The sequence below is a fragment of the Brevibacillus sp. SYP-B805 genome (assembly GCF_011059135.1).
GTDB lineage: Bacteria > Bacillota > Bacilli > Brevibacillales > Brevibacillaceae > Brevibacillus_F.
In genome coordinates this window covers 1-24,333 of record NZ_JAALGD010000004.1, presented here as the reverse complement: position 1 = coordinate 24,333, position 24,333 = coordinate 1, and the positions used below count along the sequence as shown (strand labels likewise).

The following is a 24,333-nucleotide window of genomic DNA, read 5'->3' as shown; positions in this document are numbered from 1 at the left end:
CAGCGGTGAAATCCCGCTGTTTTTTTGTTTCCGCACGCTCAGCAAGCACCCGCCACCCTTTTTACACGGGGCGGGGCTGTTCAGGAGAGCCGGTAGATGCGCCAAGAAACGCCAGCACCTGTTCGGCATACGGGCCGGCATCCCGGTGAATCCAGTGGTCCGCTCCGGCGACGGTAACCAGCCGGGCATCGGGCATGATCTCCACCATGCGCTTCGCCACATCGGGGGACAGGTGGGTGCTTTCGGCGCCGCGCAACAGAAGGGTCGGCGCCGTGATCACCGCCAGCCGATCCCAATAGTCCCGCAAATAGAGCAGCCGGATCGTTTCTACCATCATGGCCTTGTCAAACGCCCATCCCCACCCGCCGTGGGGGAGGGGAATCAGGCTGGGCTCCCACCAGGCAAGGGAGCGCCCTGCCTCCGTCAGATAGGCGATAGCCTCTTCCCTTGACGCAAAACGCCATCTCCACTCCTCCGCCCATTCCAGCCAGTAGGGCAGCGTGCTCAGGGCGGCGTCGGGATGGTGATCCTCCAAGACCAGCCGTTTGACCAGATCGGGGCGGGAAGCGGCGATTTCCCAGGCAACGGCCGCGCCGAAGGAATGGCCGACCAGATGGACGCCGCCATGTCCCGTCTGTTCGATCAAACCGATCATGTCGGCAGCGTATGCGGCAAGCCGGGGATCCCCCGTCTTGGCGGAGCGGCCGTGTTCGCGCAGATCGGGGGCAAGGACCCGGTACCCTGCTGCCGCCAGCCGCGCGGCCACCCCCTCCCAGATCGCAGCGCAGCCGGTCAAGCCGTGAATCAGGACGATGGCGGGCGACGACCTGTGCCCCCACTCCAGATAATGGATCCGGATACCGTTCGATGTCAGCATGGGCATCGGCGATTCTCCTCCTTTCCCTGTGCAGAAAACCGCATGCTGCCGGAAGGAACGCGCTGTTCTGCGGCTATGAAAGCAGTTTGCCGATCCAATAGACGATCCGCCCGACGATATAACCGAGCACGATCACCCACCCGATCTTGCCCCAGACGCTGAGGCCCGATACATACTCACGCAGGCTTTTCCTGTGAGGTGAAGGCTGCTTCATTGGTTTCCCTCCCTTTTTGCGGCGTATTGTAGCGGATAAAGAGGAAGATGCCTCCCAGAATCACAGCGCCTCCGATCCACTGCGGCAGACTGAGCACTTCGCCGAGGATAAAATAGGCGAGGATGGCTGTGCCCACCGGTTCGCCGAGAATGCTCATCGAGATCGTCGAGGTGCTCAGCCACTTGATCGCCCAGTTGAAAAGGGTATGGCCCAGGAGCGTGGGGAACAGGGCCAGGCAGAAGAACCAGCCCCAGTCGGCCGCCGGATAGCCGACGAGCGGAATCCCCAGCAGAAGATCATAGCCGACCAGAAACAGGCTGGTGATGGTGTAGACCAGCAGGGTATAGGCGGAGAGCGACATGTCCTTGCGAATATATTGGCCGATCAGGAAATAGCCGGTCACCGTCACCGCCCCGAGCAGCGCCAGAATATCCCCCCAGAGCGCCATCCCGCCCAACCGGAAATCTCCCCAGCCGATGACGACGCTGCCCGCGATCGCCAGAAATCCGCCGGACAAGGCCAGCAGGTGCAGGCGTTCGCCAAAGAGGAAATAAGCGCCGACAAAGGCGAAGAGCGGCTGCAGCGTGACCAGCACGGTCGAGCTGGCAACGGATGTGTAGCGCAGCGACTCGAACCACAGCAGGAAATGGCTGGCCAGGAATGCCCCCGAACAGGCAGCCAGCAGCCATTGCTTGCGTCCCAGCGTCACGATTTCCCGCCATACGCCGCGCGTCAGGAACGCCAGCGGCAGGGTCAGCAGCACCGAAAATACGAGACGGTACGTGGCGATGATCGGGGCGGGAGCGGATGCCAGTTTGACAAAGATTGCGGATGTCGATACGGCAAGCACGCCGATGAATAAGGCAAGATACGGTGGGAAGGTTGGTTTGTCCATTGGCAGCACCCTTTTGTGGCAATGATGGTTGATGTATATCTACTTATTCTACCCGGAGCGATTCCCGCAGACAACCGCCAAATATGGCCGCTTCCGCAGGGGAAAGCCAACCGGTCAATCGGTCGGCAGGCTGCCCTTCCAAATGCTGCACCGCACGCTGGCAGCATGGAAGACCACCCGGACAGGCGAGCCGGAGACAAGCGTGAACGCCCGTTTTGCCAGCCTTGTCCAGCCTATGGTAAGATGAAAGGTAGCGATCGATTGGAGAGGGGTCGGAAAGCGTGCAACATTTTGTATTGATTGACGGAAACAGCATTGCCAATCGCGCGTTTTACGCGCTTCCGCTGTTGTCCACCTCCAGCGGACTGCATACCAATGCCGTGCTGGGCTTTACCACCATGCTGTTGAAAGTGCTGGAAGAGATGAAACCGACCCATCTGCTGGTCGCTTTTGACGCGGGCAAGGTGGTTTTTCGCCACAGCGACTTCACGGAATACAAGGCCGGCCGCGCCAAAACGCCGCCCGAGCTGTCCGAGCAGTTTCCGCTGATTCGCGAGCTGTTGGATGCATTCTCCATCAGCCGCTATGAGCGGGAAGGGTATGAGGCGGACGACATCATCGGGACCCTGACGCGCCTGGCGGATGAGAACGGCTGGAAGACGACGGTAATCACCGGCGACAAGGACATGCTGCAGCTGGTGTCGGATCATGTTACCGTGGCGCTGACGCGCAAGGGCGTAAGCGAGATCGAGCTGTACGGAACGGCGGAGATCCAGGAGAAATACGGGCTGACGCCCAGGCAGATCATCGACTTGAAAGGGCTGATGGGGGATACCTCCGACAACATTCCAGGCGTGCCGGGTGTCGGGGAGAAAACAGCCCTGAAGCTTCTGCACGAATATGGCTCCGTGGAGGAAGTGCTGAACAACATCGACCGCGTCTCAGGCAAAAAACTGCAGGAGAATCTGCGGACCCATGCCGAGATGGCCAGGCTGAGCAAGCAGCTCGCCACCATTTTGCGGGATGCACCGCTCGATATCGAGATGGAACAGGTCAGCTACCGGGGGTACGATTCGGCTGTCCTGACCCAGTTTTTCCGAAAAATGGAGTTCAAGTCGCTGATCCCCAAGATCGCGACGGCGGATGCCGCCCCTGCTCACGGGGAGGGAGAGGCCGCAGGCGGCGAGGAAGCGGCAGCATTCTCGTACGAAGTGGTGGATGCCGGATCGCTGGACCGCTTTGCCGCCAAGCTGACTTCGCCGATGAGCCTGATCGTGGAGATGGACGGAGACAATTACCACCGCGCGCCGATCATCGGGTTCGGCGTGGCTTGCGACGATACCGCCTTCTACGTGCCGTATGAGGTTGCCTGCGATTGGCCGGCATTTCGGGAATGGCTGGCGGACGAGACGAAAGAGAAGCACGTCTTTGACGGGAAGCGGGATACGGTCGGCCTGGCATGGCACGGCTTCACCCTGCAGGGCATCCGTTTCGATCTCTATCTTGCCGCCTATCTGCTGAATGCCTCCGAGAGCAATCCCGTTCTGCACGAGGTAGCGGCCCAGCATGCGGCGGTCAAAGTGGCGGCGGATGAAGACATCTACGGCAAAGGGGCGAAGCGTGCGCTGCCGGATGCCGCCGTCATCAGCGAGCATGCCGCCCGCAAAGCGGCCGCCGTCTGGCAGTGCGTCTCCGCCGTGAAGCAGGAGATCGCCGCCCACCAGCTGGAGCAGCTCTTGGCCGAACTGGAAGAGCCGCTCAGCCTGGTGCTCGCCCGGATGGAGCATACCGGCGTCCGCGTGGATGGGGAGCGCCTTCTGCAGATGGGACGGGAACTGGATGAGAAGCTGGAGGAGTACACCAACCGGATTTACGAGCTGGCGGGCACTTCGTTCAACATCAACTCGCCGAAGCAGCTGGGGGAGATTCTGTATGACAGGCTGAACCTGCCCGTCCTGAAGAAGACCAAGACCGGTCCGTCCACCAGCGCCGATGTGCTGGAGAAGCTGGCCCCCTATCATCCGATCATCGATACCATCCTGCATTACCGCCAGTTGGGTAAGCTGCGCTCCACCTACATCGAGGGGCTGGTCAACGAGATCAACAGCAAGACGGGGAAAATCCATACCATCTTCAACCAGGCCACGACGGCGACGGGTCGGCTGAGCAGCACGGAGCCCAATCTGCAAAATATCCCGATCCGGCTGGAAGAGGGGCGCAAGATTCGCGAAGCGTTTATTCCGTCGGAAGAAGGCTGGTATATCCTGGCCGCCGACTATTCGCAGATCGAGCTGCGCGTGCTGGCCCATATCTCGCAGGACGAAAATTTGATCGACGCCTTCCGCAAAGGGATGGATATCCATACCCGCACCGCCATGGATGTGTTCGGCGTGCCGGAGGAGCAGGTGACCTCGCTGATGCGCAGGCAGGCCAAGGCGGTTAATTTCGGCATCGTCTACGGCATCAGCGATTACGGTCTCTCCCAGAACCTCAACATCACGCGCAAAGAGGCGGCCGATTTCATCGAGCGGTACTTCGCCGTCTTTGCCGGGGTGAAACGCTATATGGAAGAGATCGTCAAGCAGGCCAAACAGGACGGCTACGTCACCACGCTGCTGCACCGCCGCCGCTACCTGCCGGATATCCGCAGCAGCAACTTCAACCTGCGTTCGTTTGCCGAGCGGACCGCGATGAATACGCCCATCCAGGGGACGGCCGCCGACATCATTAAGCTTGCCATGATCCGCATGCAGGATGAGCTGGTGAAACGCGGGTTGAAGAGCCGGATGCTCCTGCAGGTTCACGACGAACTGGTCTTTGAAGTGCCGCAGGACGAGCTGCAGGCGATGCAGCAGATCGTACCGGACGTGATGGAAAATGCCCTGCCGCTCGACGTGCCGCTCAAGGTGGATGTCCACTACGGCCGTACGTGGTACGAAGCGAAATAGGCAATGACAGGCACGCCCCTTTCCCGGTGAGTGGAGAGGGGCGTTTTGGCATGGATCGCCCGGCATCCCTATGATATGCTATGGAAAGAAACCAGAGCAGGAGAGGGTATCATGCCGGAAGGACCTGAAGTGCAGCGCGTGCTGGAGACGCTCGCGCCGAAAGTGATCAACAAAACGATTGAAGCCGTCCGCATCTCCCCGTACAAAATCACCATGCCCCAGGGCAAGCGGGGACGGCAGGACGTTGAGCTGTTTATCGGGCGCATGTCCGGTACCAGGGTGGAAAAACTGGAGCGCCGGGGCAAATATCTGGTGTTCCACTGCCGAAACAACAGCGTGCCCCTTTACATGGTTGCCCATCTCGGCATGACGGGAGCCTGGTTCGCCGTCGGTTCGCCGGAAGAAGTGGAGGACAGATACCGCAAGCATATCCATGTGACGTTTCTGCTGGATGACCGCTCGCTGATGGTCTACTCCGACCAGCGACGATTCGGCTGGGTGGGGGCCCTCACGGAGCAGGAATACCGGGAGTACGCCCCCATTCAAAACATGGGGCCGGAAGCATTCTGGGAGGACGCTCCCGCCCTTTTCCTGGAAAATCTCCGCAGCAAGCAGGCGATGACACAACCCATCAAAAGACTGCTGATGAAGCCGGAGATCATCGCGGGGGTTGGAAACATCTACGCGTGCGAAACCTTGTTCAAAGCCAAAATTCACCCGCTGACACAGCCAAAGGATCTGTCGGATGCCAAAATCATGGAACTGTTCGGCCACATTCGGGAGACGCTGGAGACGGCTGTCAAGCTGGGCGGCTCATCCATCAGTAACTATGTCAATTCGGAAGGGAAGAAGGGCAGCTTTCAGAACCACCACAAGGTGTACAAGAAAGAACACTGCCCGGACTGCCTCACGCCGCTGGGCAACATCCGCATCGACCAGCGCTCGTCGTTCTTCTGCCCGCAGTGCCAGACCCTGCCCGGCCGGGGGTAGGTTGAATCGCCCGCCCGTCTCTGCGATAATGGAAAAGATTCTGCCATTTCCCGCCAGGAATGTATCGCTCATGCGGGGAATATGTATAGGACAAACCCAATTCACCGAGGGAGGTAACGTCCATGATACTTGGATTGACGGGTGGGATTGCCACGGGCAAAAGTACGGTTACGGCGATGCTGCGCGAGCGTGGAATCCCGGTCATCGATGCGGACGCCATCGCCCGTGAGGTGGTTGAGCCTGGCAAGCCTGCCTATGAAGCGATTGTCCGTCATTTTGGACGGGATATCCTGCTTCCGGACGGGCAGCTCAACCGGAAGAAGCTGGGGGAAATCGTCTTTTCGGATGAGGCCGAGCGGCAGGCGCTCAACGCCATTGTCCATCCCGAGGTGCGGAGGATGATGAGAGAGCAGGCGGAGCTGGCTGAACGCAGCGGGGCGCCGATCGTTTTCATGGATATTCCGCTGTTGTTCGAAAGCAGGCTGCAGCATATGGTGGAAAAAACCGTGGTGGTCTATGTACCCGCCGCTACCCAGTTGGAGCGGTTGCAGGAACGCGACGAACTGGACGAGGAGCAGGCCATGAAGCGGATTCGCGCCCAACTGCCGATTGAGCAAAAGAAGGCATGGGCCGATTTTCTCATCGATAATCAGGGAACGCGGGAAGAAACGGCCAAACAAGTCGACCAATTACTCGCCAAAATCAAAGCGGAGTTAGCTACATGAACCGGAAGCGAAGAATGTTCATCCTCCTGGCCATTTTGCTGGGGGTGTTTGTCCTGATCAATACGCCATTTGTCTGGAAATGGATGTATCCGATCAAATACAAGGAGGAAGTCATGCAGGCATCCGCCCGGTATCAGGTGGACCCTCACCTGATCCTGGCCATCATCCGGACCGAGAGCGATTTTGCGACGGACAAGATCTCCAAGAAGGGGGCCGTCGGGTTGATGCAGGTGATGCCGGAAACAGCCGATTGGGTAATCAGCCAGGGAGCTTTCAAATCCGTCACGAAGGAACAGCTTCTCACTCCGAAGGTTAACATCGAAATCGGTACCTGGTATCTGGCTTTCCTGCTTGACACGTTTCAGGGGGATTATGTGAAGGCCATCGCCGCTTACAACGCCGGACCGGGCAACGTAAGCGGATGGATCAGCCGCAAGCTGTGGGACGGCTCCATGGAGACGATCCAGGATATTCCAATCGGAGAGACCCGCCATTATGTCCAGCGCGTGCTCTATTTTCAGGAGCGTTACCGCAAAATCTACAATGACCAGCTCAAATAACGAAGACTCCCGCCCCCTTCAGTCCCCGCGTCTTTGTTTCGCCGCTGAGTCGGTCGTCAAAGGAGTTCGCCTGGCCCCATTACTCCATGCCCCAAACAGAAGTTTGTCATCAATCTGAAGCTGTCGTTTATAGCAAACGGCAGCTTTTTCCTATATTTGAAGAGTTTTGGCGCACCCGCCTACCTCAGCAAGGGCGCCTACTCGGCAAAGCATGGCAATCTCCCAGCGGGGAGTGTTCGCTTAAGGCGGCGGGATTCATTCAGCAAAAGGATACACCAAAAATGATCCAAATTTTTATTTTTTAGTAAAACACATTGATAATTGTGCCATACTTATTATAATAGAGGTAACAGAAAAAGTGTATCTTAATTGTGGAAGGGGACTCAACATGACAATCAAAATCGGCATTAATGGCTTCGGGCGTATCGGACGCATGGTTTTCCGCCGGGCGATCCAGGACCCCAATATCGACATTGTAGCAATCAACGCAAGCTATCCCCCGGAAACGTTGGCCCACCTGCTGAAATATGATACGATCCACGGTCGTATTGACAATACCATCGAGGTAAACGGGAACCGCATCATCGTGGACGGCAAGCCGACCATCGTGCTGTCCGACCGCGATCCGCTCAACCTGCCCTGGGGCGATCTGGGCGTGGAAATCGTGGTGGAAGCGACCGGCAAATTCAAGGATCGGGAAGGCGCATCCAAGCATTTGAAAAAGGGCGCGAAAAAAGTAGTGATCACCGCTCCGGCCAAGGAGGAAGACGTCACCATCGTGATGGGCGTCAACGAGCATGTGTACGATCACGAGCGGCATCATATCATCTCAAATGCTTCCTGCACCACCAACTGCCTGGCGCCGGTAGCCAAGGTGCTGCATGAAGCGTTTGGCATCGAACAGGGCTTGATGACCACGGTTCACTCCTACACCAACGACCAGGTGAACATCGACAACCCGCACAAGGATCTGCGCCGCGCCCGCGCATGCGGTCAATCGATCATCCCGACCACTACGGGAGCCGCCCGCGCTGTCGGCAAGGTGCTGCCGGAATTAAACGGCAAGCTGAACGGATTTTCCCTCCGGGTTCCGACACCGAACGTCTCCGTCGTTGACCTGGTGGTGAATGTCCAGAAAGCCGTGACGGCGGAAGAGGTGAATCGTGTCCTGCGCGAAGCGAGCGCCGGCAAGATGAAAGGATACATCGAATTCTGCACCGAGCCGCTTGTTTCCAGTGATTTCAACGGCAATGACCACTCTTCCATCATCGATGGACTCTCCACGATGGTCATGGGCGACAAACAGGTGAAGGTGATCGCCTGGTATGACAACGAATGGGGCTATTCCTGCCGCGTCGTCGATCTGGTACGCCACGTATCGGAGATGAATCAACAACAAAAACAGGCGGAAACTGCCGTTGCCGCCCGTTGATACAACAATCCCCTTCTGGCCGCCAGAAGGGGATTGGTTCTTTATGCCTGCTTGACCTGCTCCTGCACCACGAACAAATCATCATCTTCGAATCCGACAATAAACTGGTTCAGCTGCGTCTTCAAATCGATCTCAAACGGCATGCGCAGCTCGTTGCCGCGTCCGTCTTTCATCACGCGGACCACGGGGCGATGGCAGCATTCCGGGTCCACCTTGCAGACAACTCCCGTCTCGCCCGTGTTCAGCACGACGGTGGAGCCGATCGGAAAGACCGCGATATGCTGGCGGAAGGCGTCAACCAGGCGCAGCTCAAAGAGATGGCCGCCGGAACCCAGCAGATACTCCAGCGCGTCCTGCGGCATGTACCGTTTGCGCCACGGACGGGGGGAAGTCAGGGAGTCATACACATCGCAAATCGCCACGATCTGGGCATATTCATGAATCTGCTTTCCCTTCAGCCCCTGCGGATAGCCGCTGCCGTTCAGGCGTTCGTGATGCTGCAGGGCAACGTGCGCGGACAGCAGCGAGATGTTGTGCTGCTTTCGCAGGATATTGAAACCGAGCATGGTATGCTGTTTGGCAATCTCCATCTCTTCCGGTGTCCAGCGGGTTGTCTTTTGCTGCATCTCCTGCGGCAGCTCCACTTTGCCGATATCATGAAGAAGCGCTCCAATCCCCAGTTCGGTCAGCTGCTGCCTGCTGTAGCCGAGCGACATCCCCACGGCCGTCGCCAGCACCGCCACGTTGACGGAATGATGGTACAAGGCGCCGGAGTAGGTCGAGATCGTGGATAGATGAACCATGATTTGCTGATTGCTCATCAGATCGTTTAAGATGGAGAGGAAAGCCTGTTGAAAGTGGTATCCCATCTCCTTCACGGATACGCGGCGCGACAGTTTGTTGGAATTGGCCAGCTGCCTGGCCATCTGATGAATGGTATCGACGGCCAACTGCCGTGTCTCCGGACGGACGAGATCCTCGACTACGATATCTGCCGTGAGGGGATCGTCAATGTAGACCGAATCGATCCCGGCCTTGATGAGTCCGCTAATCAGCCGTTCAGTCAGAACCATGCCGCTTCCCAGGAGAACTTTGCCGTCTCCGGTAAAGATGGTTCGTCCAATTTTCATCCCGGGCCGCACCTGCTTCATTGAGAGCAAACGCATCGGATATTGCCTCCTCTACCTTACTTCCTCTTATTCTAAATCACCCTATTTTGGAAAGAAATAGGCAGAATGATTTGAACTTGACTTTTCCCGCTCAGATAAGGGACACTGAGGAAAAGCATTGACTTTATTGGGAGTTGATCAAACATGCGCTGTCCCTTTTGTGAATACAATGGGACCAGAGTCCTGGATTCACGCCCGTTCAATCATAACAAATCGATTCGCCGGCGCAGGGAATGCGAGCGGTGCGAGCGCCGCTTTACCACCTTTGAAGTCGTGGAAGAAACGCCGCTGTTAATTATCAAAAAAGATGGCACACGGGAAGAATTCAGCCGCGAAAAGATTTTGCGCGGGCTGGTCCGCGCCTGTGAGAAGCGGCCGGTATCACTGGATGCCCTGGAAAACATCGTGAACGAGATAGAAAAAGAGCTGCGCAGCACCGGCCATTCCGAGATCCCCAGCAAAGATGTGGGAGAAAAAGTGATGGAACGGTTATACTATGTGGATGAAGTGGCGTACGTACGTTTCGCCTCCGTCTACCGGCAGTTTAAAGACATCAATGTGTTCATGCGGGAACTGCAAGATTTGCTGGCCCATGCCCGCAATTCCCCGCAGAAGCAAACCGACAGCTGAGGAGGATTGTGCTGCATGGTAACAAGCGCGCTGTCCAAACGGGTGCTTCTGCTGTTGCTGGCGGCTTCGTTGATGACAGGATGTACCCCTGGACAGCTGCCGTCTCTCCAAACGTCACCTGCTCAGTCGCCTCCTCCCCAAACGCCTCTTCCAACGGGTTCTCCGGCTGCACCAGCTTCCGCACCGCGTGAAGGCGGGGAACTGGTTGCAGCGGCTCTGGGCAAACTGCCCTCCTTTGATCCGTTTGGAGTTTCCAAGCAGGAGACGGCATTGACAGATTTTGAATCCCTTGCCTACCGGGGATTGTTTACCCACGGACCGGACCGCAGCCTCGTCCCGGCGCTGGCTTCCGGCTATACGATCGACCGGACGCAAGGCAAGCCGGCCGTCGTCGTGACGCTGCGCAGGGGAGCCGCCTGGTCGGACGGCCAACCGGTTACGGTCGACGATGTTGTCTTTACCTATGAGATATACGCCAACCCCCACTATTACGGGGTATGGCGCAAGTGGTCCCATCTGCTGGACGGAGTCTCGCCTTTCCGTGCGGGCAAGGCGCCCCACATCGCCGGCATCACGGCCGACCCGAAAAAGGGAACCGTCCGCTTTGCGCTCGTCCGGGATGATGTGACGTTCCTGCAGAGCTTGACGGCTCCCCTTTTGCCGAAGCACCAGCTTGCGGGCAGGCCGATCGGCGAGCTGGATGCGCTCTCCCGCAGCGGCAGGATGGTAGGCGCCGGTCCTTTTCAAGTGAAGGCGCTTGCAGAAGGAGCCTGGCAGTTTGCGGCCAACAGCCATTACGATGAAGGCAAACCGCACCTGGACGCGGTCCGGGTCGTCCCGGTTCCCCCGTCCCGGCTGGCCGACGAGGTCAAAGCCGGACGCATTCACTTCAGCTGGATCTCACCGGAGATGGCCCACCAACTAACGGTGGTTGGCGGTGAAGCCTGGATCGCGACCGGGCCTGCAAACGGTTACCATTTCCTCGGTTTTAACACGCAGAGCCCGGCCCTGCAGGATGTTGCGATCCGGCGCGCGCTGGCACAGGCGGTGTCGCCCCGGGCAATCACCGAGGAAAGTTTTTGGGGGCTGGCTGCTGTCGCCAAGGGCCCGCTGGCTCCCGGCTCGTTTGCATATGCGCCCGGCGAGATGCCGGCGTATCAACCGGAAGCGGCCGCCGGCGCGTTGGCCCGGAAAGGATATACCCGGGAGAAGCCGCTGGTCTTGACGCTGACTTATCCGGGGGGCAATCCCGTACGCGACCGGTTGGTAGACAGCCTGCTCAAGTCCTGGAGCAGCCTTCCCGTGCGCATCGAGAAGAAAGCGCTCCCTGCGGAAGAGTTTGCCGCCGCTGTTTTCGGGGGAAGCAAGCTGGATCTCTATCTCTACGCCTGGAAATATCCGGACGATCCCACCGAGCTGATGCAGCTGTATCACTCCCGCGAAAAGGTGGGCGAACTCGGCCTGAACGCATCCCGCTACCAGAACCGGCAGGCCGACCAACTGCTGGAGAGAGGCCAGCTGCTGCTGCCTGCGGAAGAGCGGAAGAAGGTGTTTGCAGCGTGGCAGCAGCGCTTTGCTGCCGACCTGCCTATCTTCCCGCTGCTGGCGCTTCCCAACCGCTATCTCGTGTCCAACCGCCTGCACGGCGTCCCGCAGCAGCTTGAAACCCAACCGTTTGCGGAGATTCATACCTGGTGGGTGGAATAACCGCCGCCCGACATCCCGAAACCGTCGACCTTCACAGTCGGCGGTTTTGCTTCCCTGCGTGCACAGGGGCGAGACATGGTATAATAGATAGACTAGATTCGACAGGAAGGATTCGGTCCCATGCGTCTGGTTTGGAATGAGCTTACCCCCAAAGACCGCTTTGTGGTGCGGCTGGTTCGCCCATTGAGCGTCAGCGAGATGGGGATCGTCTCCCATCTCTATCTCCCGATCATCGGGATGGAATCGTTTGCGCTCTACCAGCTTCTTGTCCATGAAGTGCAGGAGATCAGCGGGGCTGCCAGCGAGAGCACCCACCGCAGCCTCATGCTCATGACCTCCTTGCCCCTTGACCGGCTGCTGGCGGCCCGCGAACGCCTGGAAGCTTTGGGGCTGCTGGAAGTGTTCCGGCGCGAGAACAGGCAGGGGGACTATCTCTATGAATACGTGGTGAAGCCCCCGCTGACCCCGGCGGAATTTTTCCGGGATTACGTCTTGTCGCTGATGCTGCTCAACCGGGTGGAGAACTTCCGGTTTCAGCAGCTGCGCCGCAGGTATGCGGACGTGCTGGCGGCGGAAGTGCAGCGGGAGTACGACAGCGCGGAGAATGTGACCAAAGGCTTTCACGAGGTGTTTCCGACCCTCAAGGCTTCCGAACTGGAAGTGCCGCAGGGCTCGGAGCGGGAACAGTTTCTCGCGGAGATGGAAGAACGCTATCCGCCGGCGCCGATGCAGGCCGCCTATCAGGCCGTGCCCAATCAGCGGCTGAACCTGGCGGAGCTGCGCTTCAGCCTGCCGCCCGACATCAAGGCGGACAAGGTGCTGACCGGGGAGAATATCGAATTTTTCTACAAGCTGATCCACTTCTACCAGATCGACAGCTGGAGCTTGGGCAGGGAGCTTTCCGATTGGACCCTGTTCCGTTCCGACGGCTCCCTCGATCGGGAGGTGCTGCGCAAACGCCTCGTCCAGAAATATGTCGAAGAGGCGCTCGTCCGGGATGTGGCGGCTGCTTCCCCGGACGACGAACTGGCGCCGGGCAGGCTGCCGGAAGTCGGCAGCGAGGCGTTCCGGCGGATCTGCCGGGGCATCTCGCCGCTTTCCCTGCTGGAGCGTATTGTGGGCGGGAAATTGAGCAAACCGTTCGTGGACCGGGCGGAAAGCCTTGTGTTTGGCGATGGTTTGGCGACGGAAGTGGTGAATGCGCTGCTTCTGCATACCCTGCAGAGCCAGAACATGGAGCTGCCCAAATCGTATCTGGAGACTATCCGGGACACGTGGAAAGCGAAGCGGATCACCACCGTCGACGAAGCCGTGCGGCAGATCCTGGAGCGCGCGCAGGGTCTGGAAAAAGTCCGCAAGACGAAGAAAGAGGCGGAAGCGCCGCTGCGCAGGAACGGGCGTACGGTGTTGAAAGACAAGCTGCCCGAATCCGTCCAATGGCAGCTGGAGCGGGAGCAGGAACAGGAGAGGGCGCAGCCTGCCGCTTCGGCGCAGACGAAGGAGACGCGCTCCCAGACCCGGACCGTCCTGGACGATCCGGAACTGAAGGCGCTCCTGGAATCCCTGCGCCAACGTCAGAAAGGAGGGAGAGCGTAGATGGAACAGATCAAACAGTTCATGGAGGAACTGGCCAAACGCGCGCCGCGAACGCTGCTAACCCCCGAGCAGCAGCTGGACAAAATGCTGCGTTCTTCCGCCTATTTGCGGGCATTTCAACAGGAGCATCCCCAGCTGACCCGGGAGGATTACCTGCGCTCCCTCAGCACGGTTTATGAAGCGGTGAAGGAACAGTACTGGTGCGACAACTGTCCGGGGCTGGAGAAATGTCCCAACCTGGTGAAAGGACATTACAGCCAGCTGGATGTGCAGAACGGCCATATCGTCAGCGCGATCGCCCCCTGTGAGAAGCAGCAGGCGTATGAAGAGGAACTGCGGACCCGCCGCCTGATGCGCAGCTACTATGTGTCGGAGGAAACGCTCTCCGCCAGCTTCGAAACCTTGGAGATCGACCCGTCCAACCGGGCTGCGGTGACAAGGGCGATCCAGTTTTGCCAGGAGGCAAACGGCGGAGAGCGGGTCAAAGGCATCTATCTCCACGGCCCCTTTGGCGTCGGCAAGAGCTATATCATGGGGGCCATCGCCCGTGAGCTCTCCCAGCGCGGCGTCGCCTCCCTGATGGTTTATGTGCCCGACTTTGTGCGGGAGATCAAGGAGTCGATCGCGGATCATTCGTATTCCACCAAGCTGGAGCTGCTGATGGAAGTGCCGGTATTGATCCTCGACGACATCGGAGCGGAGAGCCTGACCCCATGGATCCGCGACGAGGTGCTGGGCGTGATCCTGCATCACCGCGTGAACAACCGCCTGCCGACCCTCTACACCTCCAACTATTCGCTGGAGGAGCTGGAGGAGCACTTGTCGATCAGCAACGGTAACCGGATAGAAGTTACCAAGGCCCGCCGCATCATGGAACGCATCCGGCATTATGTCGATGTGTTCCTGATCAAAAGCGACAACCGGAGGATGAAGGGGTAACCCTTGCATCACTCCGGTTTTTCCATGGGAAGGTATTCAGAGAGGATCCATTTGGTATAGGCAAACACTTCGCGGGCTTTATAATACGGGGTGTAGAGCACATTCGACTTTGCCCCCACCGGATGCACGTCCATCCCCAGCTCCTTCGCCATGTCGACCGCCCGTGCCAGGTGGTAGCCGTGGCTGACGACCAGCGCGGTTTTGAAGCCGTAGTCTTCCATCAGCTTTTGGCTGAACGCCAGATTTTCATAGGTGGAACGCGCCTTGTTTTCCACGATGATGCTGTCTTCCGGCACGCCCTTTTCCATGAGGTAATTTTTCATGACGACCGCTTCTTCCACTTTCTTTCCTTCCCCCAACCCGCCGGAGACCAGCAGAAACGGAACGTAGCCCTCTTGATAGAGGCTGAGTGCCAGGTCGAGCCGTTCCCGCAGTCCCGGACTGGGCTGGTCACCCCAGACGGACGCGCCGAGAACAATGGCGACATCCGCTTTCTTCGGCTCCGCCATCCGTTCCACCGCGTCGATTTTGTACAGGACATACCCGAACCAGAAGGCAAACAGCAGGACCAGCAATGCTGCAAATCTTACCACTCGATTCATCAAACCTCCTCCATGCGCACGCGAGCAAGACGGAAAGAATCTGCTACCAGCATAACAGAGATTGCTATCTGGATATACGCTCGGAAGGAGATTTTCGTTTCGGTTGAAAAAGGATCGCTTTTTAAAAAAATTACTCTTGCATTCGGTTAAGACTCTGTGTTAGAATCAATCATGTCGACGCGATGAAAACAACACGGGGCATTAGCTCAGCTGGGAGAGCGCTACACTGGCAGTGTAGAGGTCAGCGGTTCGAACCCGCTATGCTCCACCATACAATCTGTATGTAGAACCCTTGGAAAATCAAGGGTTTTTTTCTGTGAAAAACGTCTTCACGTTTTTCGTGAAATTGGATGTGACCGCTTGCGGTCAACAAAACAGTCGTGACCGTTTTGTTTTGGTAGTTCGGAGCGTCCAGTACAATAGGAGTTATTTAAATTCCAAATCTATCCTCCCCACCCCTCGCACATTTCTCGTATAATGTGAGAGGGGTGATATTGTGTATGATGAGCTAATCCAATATCTGCAATCCTATAAAAAAACCAGGATATCATTGGGTCAGCTCGAAAATTTGGCCGATCCGACTATGACCTATAACTCTTTTCAGCAAAACATACAAAAGCTGCTGGATAACCAGATTCTCCTCCCCATCAACAAGCATGGGACCAACGGGAAGCAACCACCGCTACCCCTAACCTTTCGTATCCGCAAATCTGTCGTCACAAAGCCCCTAAGGCAAGAAATTCAATCAGCCCAATTACGCGTGCACCCACTGATCAAGTTGGATGCCTACTTTTCGCTATCCGCTTCAAGATGGCAGAAGGACTTGCCATACATCGAAAGAATTCACGACTATCTGACACGCTATGGCGTCCCGCAGGAGGAAGCCACTGCGCCGGAACGATCCTTTCACCTTGTTGGCGACGAAAAATGGTTGGACGAAAAAGGTGGCAGAAAGCTGCTGGAGACAATTGGCGTATGGGAATTGCTCAAAATATCTGCAATGCCCGATCCATTGATGCTGGCGGTTAATAGTAGACGATATCACGAGAACCAGAGCGTTTGTCATCACCTGATCGTTGAGAACAAGACAACGTTTTATGCCATTCAACCGATTCTTTCATCCACACCATATACCAGTTTGATTTATGGAGCAGGCTGGAAGGTGGTTTCCGGCCTTGGGAACCTGACTGCCCAACTTGGATTGGTACGAGACGTTGAGCATCGTTTGGAATATTTTGGCGACCTCGACCACGAGGGCATTGCAATCTGGTATACATTGTTCGAAAAATGGGAAGTCGTACCGGCGGTATACCTGTATCAGGCTCTCCTCAAGCAACGCCCATCTGCGGGGAAAGAGACGCAAACTGCCAGAATGGAAGCGATAATGCGATTCGTCTCGTTCTTATCAAATGAGGAAGGTGAGCTTATCCAACGTCTTCTGCAAGGAGTTCAATACCTTCCTCAAGAAGCGGTTGAGGCGGAGCGGTTGCGAGCGTGCATGAATCAGTACGTCAGCCGCATGATGGAAAAGGAGGAGCGACGTATTGGAAATTGACCGATTGACAGGGATGCTGGAAGGATACAAGGAACGAATCCAGCGTCTCGCGTTGTTTGATCCCTTGCATAATTTGGAGGCGAAACGGGAAAAAGACCGTCAAGATCGGCCGATCGACTTCTTTGGACTCGGGCTCCTTGCGCTCCTGTTCTTTTTTGAGAATATGCTGATTCGCAACAAAAAGACGGGTGTCAAAGAGCTGGCCGACTATCTGCAGCAGATGAACGAGGGCGAGATCGACCTGGATGAAGTAGGTTTCGAGAAACTCGCCAGAACGATTGTGGAAGCATTCCGTCCCCCTAGCGGCAAGCGCAATGCTCGATCTTTCTATAACTGGGAGACGAGGCAGATGGATTTTGTGGAGTTCTCCATTTTGAAAGCGGAGCGGGGAGATCTTGCTTCCAACAAGCAATATTACTCTCTGGATGAGCACGGCCTGGAGCTGGTTTTTGCCACAAAAGAGTTTTTCCGGGAATTTCATTTGTCGATCAACCAATTGCTCCTGCGCAAACAATTGGAAAAAGGGGAGTTCGTAGGCGCACTGAGGCAAATCAGCGAGATGAGCGTAGATGTGGAAACGCTGAAGGAGCGTATCTTGCGGATCAAGCATGAGGTGCAGCGAAGCATCGTCTCCGAGGAAACCTATCTCCGCTACAAGCAAGTGATAGAAGATATCCATGCGCGGCTCGCACGGGAGCATGAGGAATTTACGGAGCTGCAAACATTTGTCGACGAGACCAAAGAGCGCCTGCTGTACGAACGCAAGGACGGAAAGGAACAGAAAGCGTACGAATATATTTTGCGCATCGACCGCGAGTTGGGGGAGGTACATTTTGCCCACACCCAACTATTGAAGGACAGCATCGCACTGAAAACGACAGCTCTCCAGGCAGCGCAAGAGTCGTTATACCATGTTGCACTGCAATCTTTCAACTTTGATCAGGAACTCGTGTCCCGGCTCGTCTCTACTCCCTTGCCGCTTTGGGCGACAAGGGTATTGCTGGAACCATTTCTGGGACTGGAGCAATCCGCCAGCTGGTCGCCCTTGGCTGTTTTTGAAAAACAGCGGGTGGGCGTCGCCAAAGAGGAAGAGGAACAGGATGAATTCGAGGATGTCACGGAAGAGCAAGAGCAAGCCCACTTTATGATTCAGCAGGCCAATTTTGGCACGCTCATGCAACGCATCCTCGCCATGTTGGGAGAGAAGAATGAGATAACGCTTGCTGAGGTTGCCGCCCATCTGCAGGAACATGGCGATGATGATTGGCTGCAGCATCGCTCTTTTTATGATTTCTGGCTGCTCTTGCATCATCGCTCACCTCTGCAAAAATCTGAGGAAGAAGAAGAGAATCATCTGTTGAAAGAAGTCCTGACGCACCTGGCTCCCGGTGAAAGCATCAGGGTGACGGAGTTGCTCGGACGATTACGATTGACAGAACGTTATGAAATTCAGAATATGCTCTTGACCAGGGAGGGACATAACGATGTATGAGAATGAGCAGGTTCTAGCTGCTTTCCGGCTCTACAGTCAGCTCAGCCGCGATGGTCAGGCGGATACGGCGGGCATGCGGCAGTATCTCTCCAACGACATGTTGAGGGGGCTGGTTGACCAATTTGTCCAAGAGGTAGATTGTACGATTATTCCGGCGGGGGACAAGCTCTATCTGGTGCCGATTGCGGTGGCCTCTCCCTTTCATGTCAAGAATGCGACCCTGAAAAAGGAGTACCTCTCTGCAAAGGCGAAAAACATCGACCTCTACCTGATGTATGTGGCGATTCTAGTATTGTTTGGAGAGTTCTATGACAGCTACCATTCCCAGAACACTACGCGCGATTTTATCACGATGTTCAACTGGCTGGAAAGTGTCGACGCGCGCATCCAGGCGTTAAAGGAACATGATCAAGAGGCCTTACAGAGGCTGGACGCGGAATATGATTTCAACTGGAGTCAGCTGGTGGAGAAATGGGATGCGATCGATGACCTTCGTGAGTCGTCCAGACAGCAGGATGGACGGACCAACAGCAGGTTGGGCTTCTTATCCCAGGTGCAAAATTTCCTGCTACAGCAAGGACTTATAACCGAGCTGGGCAATCAGGAGATCACCCTGACTGAAAAAGCAAAGACCATCGTGCAGCGCTATTATATGGACACACAATACAACCGGGGGATCCTGGAATTTTTATCCTCCCTGGAAAATCGGAAGGAGGGAGCTTGATGCCCGTAATCTCCAAAATCCGTTTTACAAACGTCATCTACGAAGGCGGCAGTAAGCGGTACAATGATGAGCTGTTCCAGTTTGATGGCCATAATGCAGCTATATTGCTGGAGAATGGCGGCGGTAAGACGGTATTCATACAGACTGCCTTGCAGGCCATATTGCCACATGCTGATATGGCAGGACGAAGGATCAGGGAAACGCTCTCCCTATCCGGAACGCCTGCCCATATCGCCATAGAATGGATCTTGAATGATTCCCCGCGCCGCTACGCGTTGACGGCTGTCACGTTATTTATTCACAACGATGAGCTGGATTCCTTGCGCTATGTCTTCGAGTATGAAGAGGGAAACCCGCATTCGATCGAAAATCTCCCTTTTGCCAAAGAAGGGATCAACGGGAAAAAACGGCCTGCAGACAAAGGGGAGATGCAGGAATATTACGCTTACATGAGCTCCCAACACCTGAATGCCCATATGTTTGGAACGAAGAAAGAATACCATGGGCATCTTGAATCACAGTTCCATATCATCCCCAGCGAATGGCAAAACATCGCGGTGATAAACGGCTCAGAGGGCGGTGTAGAGAACTTTTTCGAGAACTGCAAGACTACGGACCAGCTCGTCTCCCAGTTGCTGATCCCGGTCGTGGAAGAAGGGATCAATGGAAATAATGGTGATGCTTTTGCGGAAATCTTCGAAAAGCAACGGGAGCAGTTCAAAATGAGCAAGCAGCTGCGTACACAAATCCAGGAGTGCAAGCGGTTGGAGGAGCAAATCCAGCAGTTTAGCCAGGTGTTTGCCCGGTACGATAAAGCCAAGACGTTGTTTGAACGGGAAAAAGAGTGGTGCAAGGCCCTGTTCAACCATGCAAAAAGTGAGCATGCGAAGACCCAGGATGAACTGGCGGCACTGGAGGGGCAGCTTGCCGATTCGGACGAAGAGCTGAGGATCATTGAACGCAAGAAGGCTTCGCGAAACATTGCCGTGCAAGAACAGGCATGGCATGAAAGCGTGCTGGAGTGGAAGCAGGAAAAGGAGCAGCTTGACGAAAAGCAGCGGGAGTTCGATCAGCTTGAGCATCAGCAATATCAGCTGGAATACGCCAGATACAACGCCAAAAAACAAGAGGCAGTAGAGAAAAAGGAACTGGCTGAAGCGCAACTGCGCGCTTTGGATGAGGAACAAGATATCATCCAGATCAAGGATGATGTGGAGCGCGTGAAGAGGGAGATTCGCGGCTGCTATGTGGATGCGGAAAAAAGGGTAAAGCAGGAAGAGGCAATTCTCGGCAGCCAAATGGAATCGTTCCTCTCGCAAAGAAAGCAAAAACAGGCGGAAACCGAACAAGAGAGACGCCAAATCGAAATGAAGGAACGGGAGCATGCCGCTGTACAGATGCAGATGGAACAGACGGCACGGCAGATGGAGAAAATCGCTCATAAAATTTTGGATAATCCGCTACTGGAGAGCTTGGAAGAGTCGATTCCGATCTGGCAAAGCGAGATGGAAAAAACGCTTGCCGCTCAACAACGCTATCAGCAGCATCTTCACGATTGCGAGCAGCAAATCGAATCACAGACCGAGATGCTGGAAAAGGCGCAAAAAGAGCTCGAATCGGTACAGGAACAAGCCAATCTCTGGAACATGAAGTGCACGGAAGTGGAGCGGCAACAGGAAGTCGTATTGGCTGACGTGAAGCTTCACTTGCCGCGGATGGATTACCTCGATTCCCTCTATACCAAGCAGGAGACCGTGAAGCAAATGCTCGCAGACAAGGTGGCGCTGCTGGAACGGGATAAGGAAGAGGCCCTGCTGCATGAACGAATGGCTACAAGATTGAGCGACGATTACTTGCAAAGTGCTGTTTTCTTCGCTGATCCCGAGTTGGCCGTGCTTGTCGGCAGATGGAAGGATGCTTTTCACTATCTGGAAACAGGGACACTATTTCTTCAGGAAGCCGTTCGGCATAGCGGCGGGGTATCTTTGGACACCCTGTATGAGCGTTTTCCCTTCTGGTCCGCCTTGCTGATCACGACGGAGGCAGAGATTGAGCAGGTTGTGCAACGGGTGAAAAAACATGCGGATCAACTTCGCAACCCGGTGTTTGTTGCGAGTCTTCAGGAAGCAAAAGCGTTGCTGGAGTCGCCCGAGCAGTACGCGCATAGATACAGAGAAATCATTCCTGCACATTGGCGAACCAATCTGGATCAGGATCAGTTTGAAAACTGGAAGGTTGAAGCCCGGAAGAAAGCGGAGGAAGTGATCCAGCTTCGCAAACAAAAGGAGAAGGAGCATCAAGAACTGCTGCATCTGTACAGTCAGGTGCTGGGCTTCTTTTCCCGTTATCCACTGGAAACGTATCGTGAATGGAAACAGCAACGCGATCAATTGCGGGAGAGGGTTGGCACTCTTCAAAAAGAAATTTCCAACAGGAAAGCAGATATCAAAAAGTATGAAATGGAATGGAAATCCTTTAAGGACAGATTGGCCGACGAGATGAGTCGTGAGCAGCATCTTGGCTATCGCTTGCAGGAAGCAAGGGAGTATCTGCTCTTGAAAAAGGAGCGGGAAGAGGCCAAGAAAGCCGGAGAAGAGCTCAAGGCGAAGATTGACCAGATGCATCGCAATTTTGCCGCGCTTGCCAAATCCCTTCAAACACTGGAAGGACAGATCGAGGAACTTCGCAGTGAACTGGATGAAAAGCGGAACGAACTGGCAAAACTGCAAGGAGATTGGCTGTATCAGCATGTTGCAGCATTTTTGCCGCTTCCTCCGCGACATTCACTTGAGCGATTGCGTTCAGAGCTTGAGAGTCTTGAGGCGCTTTTGCGGAAACAGCAAGCAAGCAGAGCGGACCTGGAAAAACAGATCGAGCGTTATAGCAAGGAAATCGTCGAACACCAGCACGAGATGGAAATCATTCACACCAAAATGTCTCAGCCGCTTGATCTGGAAGCGCGTTTTCCTCTGGATGGACATGCACAATTGCAGCGTCTGGCAGCAAAAATGAAGCAACTAAAAATAGAATTGTCCGCACAACGAGATCGCGTTGAAATCTTGCTTAGCAATGCTACAGGCCATGGGAATCGCCTTGATCTGATGAAAAAGCAATTCGAAGAGAGATTTCCCGAGCAAGCCATTGACGAGTTTGCAGGCAATCTCGATGATGTTAGATCCATGCTGGAGCAAGAGGAGAAGGCTGTATCCTCCAGAAAAGAATATCTGTTGGGGCAACAAAATCGCTTACAGCTTGCTTTAAAGGAACTGGATGAGGTTATCCGCAAGCTCGAATTAAAAAATGAATCGTATACCTTCCTATCGTCACATGTCCAGGATGTTGCGCTAGCGGAGGATGATGATCTTGCGTTCTCGTATCAACGAATGGGGCTCACGCTCAAACGGTTAAAAGAGCTGGAAGAAAAACATCTCCACGCCGAAAGGGAATACAAGAAAGTAGAGGAGGAGAAATCGCGATTCAAACGTTTCTGCGAAAGCTCGATCCATAATGTCAAATTGCAGAAAACAGCGTTGGCGGGGATCGAAAGCAAGCTACGATTCGCAGAAGTGGAAGAATGGGCAGGCAATATGAGCAAAACGCTTGCAGCGAGCATTCGGGTGCTTGAGGATAATCTGCAAGGCCGGGACAAAGAGCTGCAAGATTTCATCACCATCGTGCACACGCATCTGCAGCGTATCGCGATCGAGTTGAAAACGATTCCGAAAAAGACGAGTGTAAAGATAGAGAGCGGAAGGAAAGAGATTTACCACTTCCATGTGCCTGAATGGAAAGAGGAGGTTGGCAAACAGCTTCTCCGCAATCATGTCGACTGGATGCTTCAGCGCTTGGATCATGAAGACTTTAAAGACCAGGAGGGAAATGACGATGTCGGCAAAATAAAGAAGTTTATTAACACTTCCCTTCAATCTAAATCGCTGTTGGGCATCGTCATGGGAAGCGACAGCATCCGGGTCAAATGTCGCAAGGTGAATCGAGATGCGAAAGTAAGCGGGGCGCTATCCTCTTGGGAGGAATCCAACAAGTGGTCCGGCGGGGAAAAGTGGAGCAAGAATATGACGCTATTCCTGGGGATTCTAAACTACCTGGCTGAGAAGCGTCAGCATATTGCTCAAAATGGCGAACGATATCGTACGGTGATCGTCGACAATCCATTCGGAAAAGCATCGAGCGAGCATGTGCTCGATCCGGTATTCTTTATCGCGGATGAATTAGGATTCCAGATCATTGCCCTGACGGCACACGCGGAAGGCAAATTTATTCGTGATTACTTCCCGATCGTATACAGCTGTCGTTTACGCGAATCTGCAAGCGGCGATTTCCTGATCATGACCAAGGAGCGTGAGATTAGGCGAGCCTACTTCCGTGATCACGATCCGTTTGCGTTAATAAGGCTGAGTGAGCATGAACAGCTCAGTTTGTTTTGATGAGATGAAATAATGAGGGTATGACAGCTATTTCTGTCAGTGGAACGGTCGTTCTCTTGTAGGAACTGTCATTTCATTAGCGAAACGTATTGACAATGGACATATCATTTCGAAAGTTATGCTCCACCGTGTACGAACTTACAGCTCAGCTGAAAAGCAAGCTGCGTTTTTCATGACGCGAATCTTGCATGCATAAAATGGAAAATGTATAATTAAGCTAAAGAAGGAGCCGTGCGGTAACACGACTCCCCGGCACAGTAGTCCGCTTCAAAGGCGGTCGGCTTCGGAAATACGGTAAAGAATAGACCGCAGACCTTGGCAGGGGCGGTCTATTTCTTTTGGTTAATCGCTGTGACGATGGCGATAACCAGCGTCAGCAGCGCGATAAGGAGCGCGCCAAAACTGATCATCAACGTCAAAGCGTCTTTAACCTCCATGGGCATCCCTCCCTTCATTTGAGAGGTAGCCGAGACCGCCCTTGCAAGCCGTTCTATGTGCCAGCTCTATTATAGCATAATTTACCAGATGTAATGAAAGAATTATAGGCAGTGAAACTAACCACCACGGTAGAGCGCTACACTGGCAGTGTAGAGGTCAGCGGTTCGAACCCGCTATGCTCCACCATACAGAATAGCAGAAACGGCAGAAATGGGGTCTGTCAATGATTTTGTGTAAACTCCAATAGCCGTTAGGCTCAGCGGAGATATGGTTGAACTCGCTCCGGAAACTGAACGGACAGTTGTAACAGAATTTGGCCCCAGTTCTGAACTCTCCCCGTCCACTTTCGTAACACATCCATGGTTGCCAGGTAGAGCATTTTGAGCAGGGCTTCG

Annotated in this window: 21 protein-coding genes, 1 tRNA gene and 1 pseudogene; 15 read left to right on the top strand and 8 right to left on the bottom strand. The window is 55.0% G+C overall.

Annotated elements, in window-relative coordinates; all coding sequences use genetic code 11:
• Nucleotides 1–61 precede the first annotated feature (61 nt).
• The 3 genes from G3578_RS06495 to G3578_RS06485 all read right to left on the bottom strand — a co-directional run bounded on the left by G3578_RS06495 (nt 62) and on the right by G3578_RS06485 (nt 1,986).
• Complete coding sequence (locus tag G3578_RS06495; RefSeq protein ID WP_165210324.1) at nt 62–883, bottom strand: alpha/beta fold hydrolase; 822 nt, start codon at nt 881–883, stop codon at nt 62–64.
• A 67-nt stretch (nt 884–950) separates the two neighbouring features.
• The gene (locus G3578_RS06490) at nt 951–1,091 is read right to left on the bottom strand and encodes a hypothetical protein (protein WP_165210321.1); all 141 of its coding nucleotides are present in this window, start codon (nt 1,089–1,091) and stop codon (nt 951–953) included.
• Nucleotides 1,054–1,986, bottom strand: coding sequence for a DMT family transporter (locus tag G3578_RS06485; RefSeq protein ID WP_165210318.1), 933 nt, complete (start codon nt 1,984–1,986; stop codon nt 1,054–1,056). The genes G3578_RS06490 and G3578_RS06485 overlap by 38 nt, the downstream gene beginning before the upstream one ends.
• Before the next feature lie 31 nt (nt 1,987–2,017).
• Between G3578_RS06485 and G3578_RS06480 the strand changes: the two genes are divergently transcribed.
• The 6 genes from G3578_RS06480 (at nt 2,018) to G3578_RS06455 (ending at nt 8,641) form a co-directional block, all read left to right on the top strand.
• The gene (locus G3578_RS06480; protein ID WP_165210315.1) at nt 2,018–2,233 is read left to right on the top strand and encodes a hypothetical protein; all 216 of its coding nucleotides are present in this window, start codon (nt 2,018–2,020) and stop codon (nt 2,231–2,233) included.
• Nucleotides 2,234–2,267: 34 nt separating this feature from the next.
• Nucleotides 2,268–4,934 (top strand): DNA polymerase I, encoded by a 2,667-nt coding sequence (polA, locus tag G3578_RS06475; RefSeq protein ID WP_165210312.1) that lies wholly within the window; start codon nt 2,268–2,270, stop codon nt 4,932–4,934.
• Between the two features lie 111 nt (nt 4,935–5,045).
• A complete protein-coding gene (gene mutM, locus G3578_RS06470) occupies nt 5,046–5,924 on the top strand; it encodes a bifunctional DNA-formamidopyrimidine glycosylase/DNA-(apurinic or apyrimidinic site) lyase (protein ID WP_165210309.1) in 879 nt (292 codons plus the stop codon).
• Nucleotides 5,925–6,046: 122 nt separating this feature from the next.
• Nucleotides 6,047–6,649 carry a dephospho-CoA kinase gene (gene coaE, locus G3578_RS06465; RefSeq protein ID WP_165210306.1) on the top strand — a complete coding sequence of 201 codons (603 nt, stop codon included), beginning with the start codon at nt 6,047–6,049 and terminating at the stop codon, nt 6,647–6,649.
• The gene (locus G3578_RS06460) at nt 6,646–7,209 is read left to right on the top strand and encodes a lytic transglycosylase domain-containing protein (RefSeq protein WP_165210303.1); all 564 of its coding nucleotides are present in this window, start codon (nt 6,646–6,648) and stop codon (nt 7,207–7,209) included. The genes coaE and G3578_RS06460 overlap by 4 nt, the downstream gene beginning before the upstream one ends.
• Nucleotides 7,210–7,597: 388 nt before the next feature.
• Entirely contained in the window at nt 7,598–8,641 is a 1,044-nt protein-coding gene (locus G3578_RS06455) for a glyceraldehyde-3-phosphate dehydrogenase (RefSeq protein ID WP_165210300.1), read from the top strand.
• 41 nt (nt 8,642–8,682) lie between these two features.
• Here G3578_RS06455 and G3578_RS06450 read toward each other — a convergent pair whose 3' ends face one another.
• A complete protein-coding gene (locus tag G3578_RS06450) occupies nt 8,683–9,807 on the bottom strand; it encodes an HD-GYP domain-containing protein (RefSeq protein WP_165210297.1) in 1,125 nt (374 codons plus the stop codon).
• A 147-nt stretch (nt 9,808–9,954) separates the two neighbouring features.
• On the opposite strand from G3578_RS06450, the gene nrdR reads away from it, so the two are divergent.
• The 4 genes from nrdR (at nt 9,955) to dnaI (ending at nt 14,682) form a co-directional block, all read left to right on the top strand.
• Entirely contained in the window at nt 9,955–10,440 is a 486-nt protein-coding gene (gene nrdR, locus G3578_RS06445; RefSeq protein ID WP_165210294.1) for a transcriptional regulator NrdR, read from the top strand.
• Between the two features lie 15 nt (nt 10,441–10,455).
• A complete protein-coding gene (locus tag G3578_RS06440) occupies nt 10,456–12,147 on the top strand; it encodes an ABC transporter substrate-binding protein (protein ID WP_165210291.1) in 1,692 nt (563 codons plus the stop codon).
• Nucleotides 12,148–12,267: 120 nt separating this feature from the next.
• A complete protein-coding gene (locus tag G3578_RS06435) occupies nt 12,268–13,743 on the top strand; it encodes a replication initiation and membrane attachment family protein (protein WP_165210288.1) in 1,476 nt (491 codons plus the stop codon).
• A complete protein-coding gene (gene dnaI / locus G3578_RS06430; RefSeq protein ID WP_165210285.1) occupies nt 13,744–14,682 on the top strand; it encodes a primosomal protein DnaI in 939 nt (312 codons plus the stop codon).
• Nucleotides 14,683–14,690: 8 nt separating this feature from the next.
• On the opposite strand, the gene G3578_RS06425 is transcribed toward dnaI, so the two are convergent.
• On the bottom strand, nt 14,691–15,284 hold the full coding sequence (locus G3578_RS06425) for a YdcF family protein (protein ID WP_165210282.1): 594 nt from the start codon (nt 15,282–15,284) through the stop codon (nt 14,691–14,693).
• Between the two features lie 195 nt (nt 15,285–15,479).
• Here G3578_RS06425 and G3578_RS06420 point away from each other — a divergent pair.
• The 4 genes from G3578_RS06420 (at nt 15,480) to G3578_RS06405 (ending at nt 19,055) form a co-directional block, all read left to right on the top strand.
• Nucleotides 15,480–15,555 (top strand) — tRNA-Ala (locus G3578_RS06420).
• A 225-nt stretch (nt 15,556–15,780) separates the two neighbouring features.
• Entirely contained in the window at nt 15,781–16,839 is a 1,059-nt protein-coding gene (locus tag G3578_RS06415; RefSeq protein WP_165210279.1) for a Wadjet anti-phage system protein JetD domain-containing protein, read from the top strand.
• Complete coding sequence (locus tag G3578_RS06410; RefSeq protein ID WP_165210276.1) at nt 16,829–18,331, top strand: replicative DNA helicase; 1,503 nt, start codon at nt 16,829–16,831, stop codon at nt 18,329–18,331. Before G3578_RS06415 ends, G3578_RS06410 begins: the two co-directional genes overlap by 11 nt.
• Nucleotides 18,324–19,055, top strand: coding sequence for a DUF6063 family protein (locus G3578_RS06405; RefSeq protein ID WP_165210273.1), 732 nt, complete (start codon nt 18,324–18,326; stop codon nt 19,053–19,055). The genes G3578_RS06410 and G3578_RS06405 overlap by 8 nt, the downstream gene beginning before the upstream one ends.
• 569 nt (nt 19,056–19,624) lie before the next feature.
• Here G3578_RS06405 and G3578_RS20870 read toward each other — a convergent pair.
• Nucleotides 19,625–20,242: a hypothetical protein gene (locus G3578_RS20870; protein WP_241254504.1), complete on the bottom strand. Its 618-nt coding sequence runs from the start codon at nt 20,240–20,242 to the stop codon at nt 19,625–19,627.
• Nucleotides 20,243–20,275: 33 nt separating this feature from the next.
• Between G3578_RS20870 and G3578_RS06400 the strand changes: the two genes are divergently transcribed.
• Nucleotides 20,276–23,500 (top strand): hypothetical protein, encoded by a 3,225-nt coding sequence (locus G3578_RS06400; RefSeq protein ID WP_241254503.1) that lies wholly within the window; start codon nt 20,276–20,278, stop codon nt 23,498–23,500.
• 329 nt (nt 23,501–23,829) lie between these two features.
• Here G3578_RS06400 and G3578_RS06395 read toward each other — a convergent pair whose 3' ends face one another.
• Together G3578_RS06395 and G3578_RS20865 are read right to left on the bottom strand one after the other, a co-directional pair.
• Nucleotides 23,830–23,937, bottom strand: coding sequence for a putative holin-like toxin (locus tag G3578_RS06395; protein WP_241254502.1), 108 nt, complete (start codon nt 23,935–23,937; stop codon nt 23,830–23,832).
• A 257-nt stretch (nt 23,938–24,194) separates the two neighbouring features.
• A pseudogene (locus G3578_RS20865) lies at nt 24,195–24,333 on the bottom strand (IS256 family transposase); the annotation flags it as partial.

What these genes read in the sequence shown, in the direction of transcription:
- G3578_RS06490 (WP_165210321.1), bottom strand. Translation starts at nt 1,091, where the DNA reads ATGAAGCAGCCTTCACCTCACAGGAAAAGCCTGCGTGAGTATGTATCG.
- G3578_RS06455 (WP_165210300.1), top strand. Translation starts at nt 7,598, where the DNA reads ATGACAATCAAAATCGGCATTAATGGCTTCGGGCGTATCGGACGCATG.
- nrdR (WP_165210294.1), top strand. Translation starts at nt 9,955, where the DNA reads ATGCGCTGTCCCTTTTGTGAATACAATGGGACCAGAGTCCTGGATTCA.
- G3578_RS06435 (WP_165210288.1), top strand. Translation starts at nt 12,268, where the DNA reads ATGCGTCTGGTTTGGAATGAGCTTACCCCCAAAGACCGCTTTGTGGTG.
- dnaI (WP_165210285.1), top strand. Translation starts at nt 13,744, where the DNA reads ATGGAACAGATCAAACAGTTCATGGAGGAACTGGCCAAACGCGCGCCG.
- G3578_RS06440 (WP_165210291.1), top strand. Translation starts at nt 10,456, where the DNA reads ATGGTAACAAGCGCGCTGTCCAAACGGGTGCTTCTGCTGTTGCTGGCG.
- G3578_RS06480 (WP_165210315.1), top strand. Translation starts at nt 2,018, where the DNA reads ATGTATATCTACTTATTCTACCCGGAGCGATTCCCGCAGACAACCGCC.
- G3578_RS06425 (WP_165210282.1), bottom strand. Translation starts at nt 15,284, where the DNA reads ATGAATCGAGTGGTAAGATTTGCAGCATTGCTGGTCCTGCTGTTTGCC.
- mutM (WP_165210309.1), top strand. Translation starts at nt 5,046, where the DNA reads ATGCCGGAAGGACCTGAAGTGCAGCGCGTGCTGGAGACGCTCGCGCCG.
- G3578_RS06495 (WP_165210324.1), bottom strand. Translation starts at nt 883, where the DNA reads ATGCCCATGCTGACATCGAACGGTATCCGGATCCATTATCTGGAGTGG.
- G3578_RS06485 (WP_165210318.1), bottom strand. Translation starts at nt 1,986, where the DNA reads ATGGACAAACCAACCTTCCCACCGTATCTTGCCTTATTCATCGGCGTG.
- coaE (WP_165210306.1), top strand. Translation starts at nt 6,047, where the DNA reads ATGATACTTGGATTGACGGGTGGGATTGCCACGGGCAAAAGTACGGTT.
- G3578_RS06395 (WP_241254502.1), bottom strand. Translation starts at nt 23,937, where the DNA reads ATGGAGGTTAAAGACGCTTTGACGTTGATGATCAGTTTTGGCGCGCTC.
- G3578_RS06450 (WP_165210297.1), bottom strand. Translation starts at nt 9,807, where the DNA reads ATGCGTTTGCTCTCAATGAAGCAGGTGCGGCCCGGGATGAAAATTGGA.
- G3578_RS06460 (WP_165210303.1), top strand. Translation starts at nt 6,646, where the DNA reads ATGAACCGGAAGCGAAGAATGTTCATCCTCCTGGCCATTTTGCTGGGG.
- G3578_RS06405 (WP_165210273.1), top strand. Translation starts at nt 18,324, where the DNA reads ATGTATGAGAATGAGCAGGTTCTAGCTGCTTTCCGGCTCTACAGTCAG.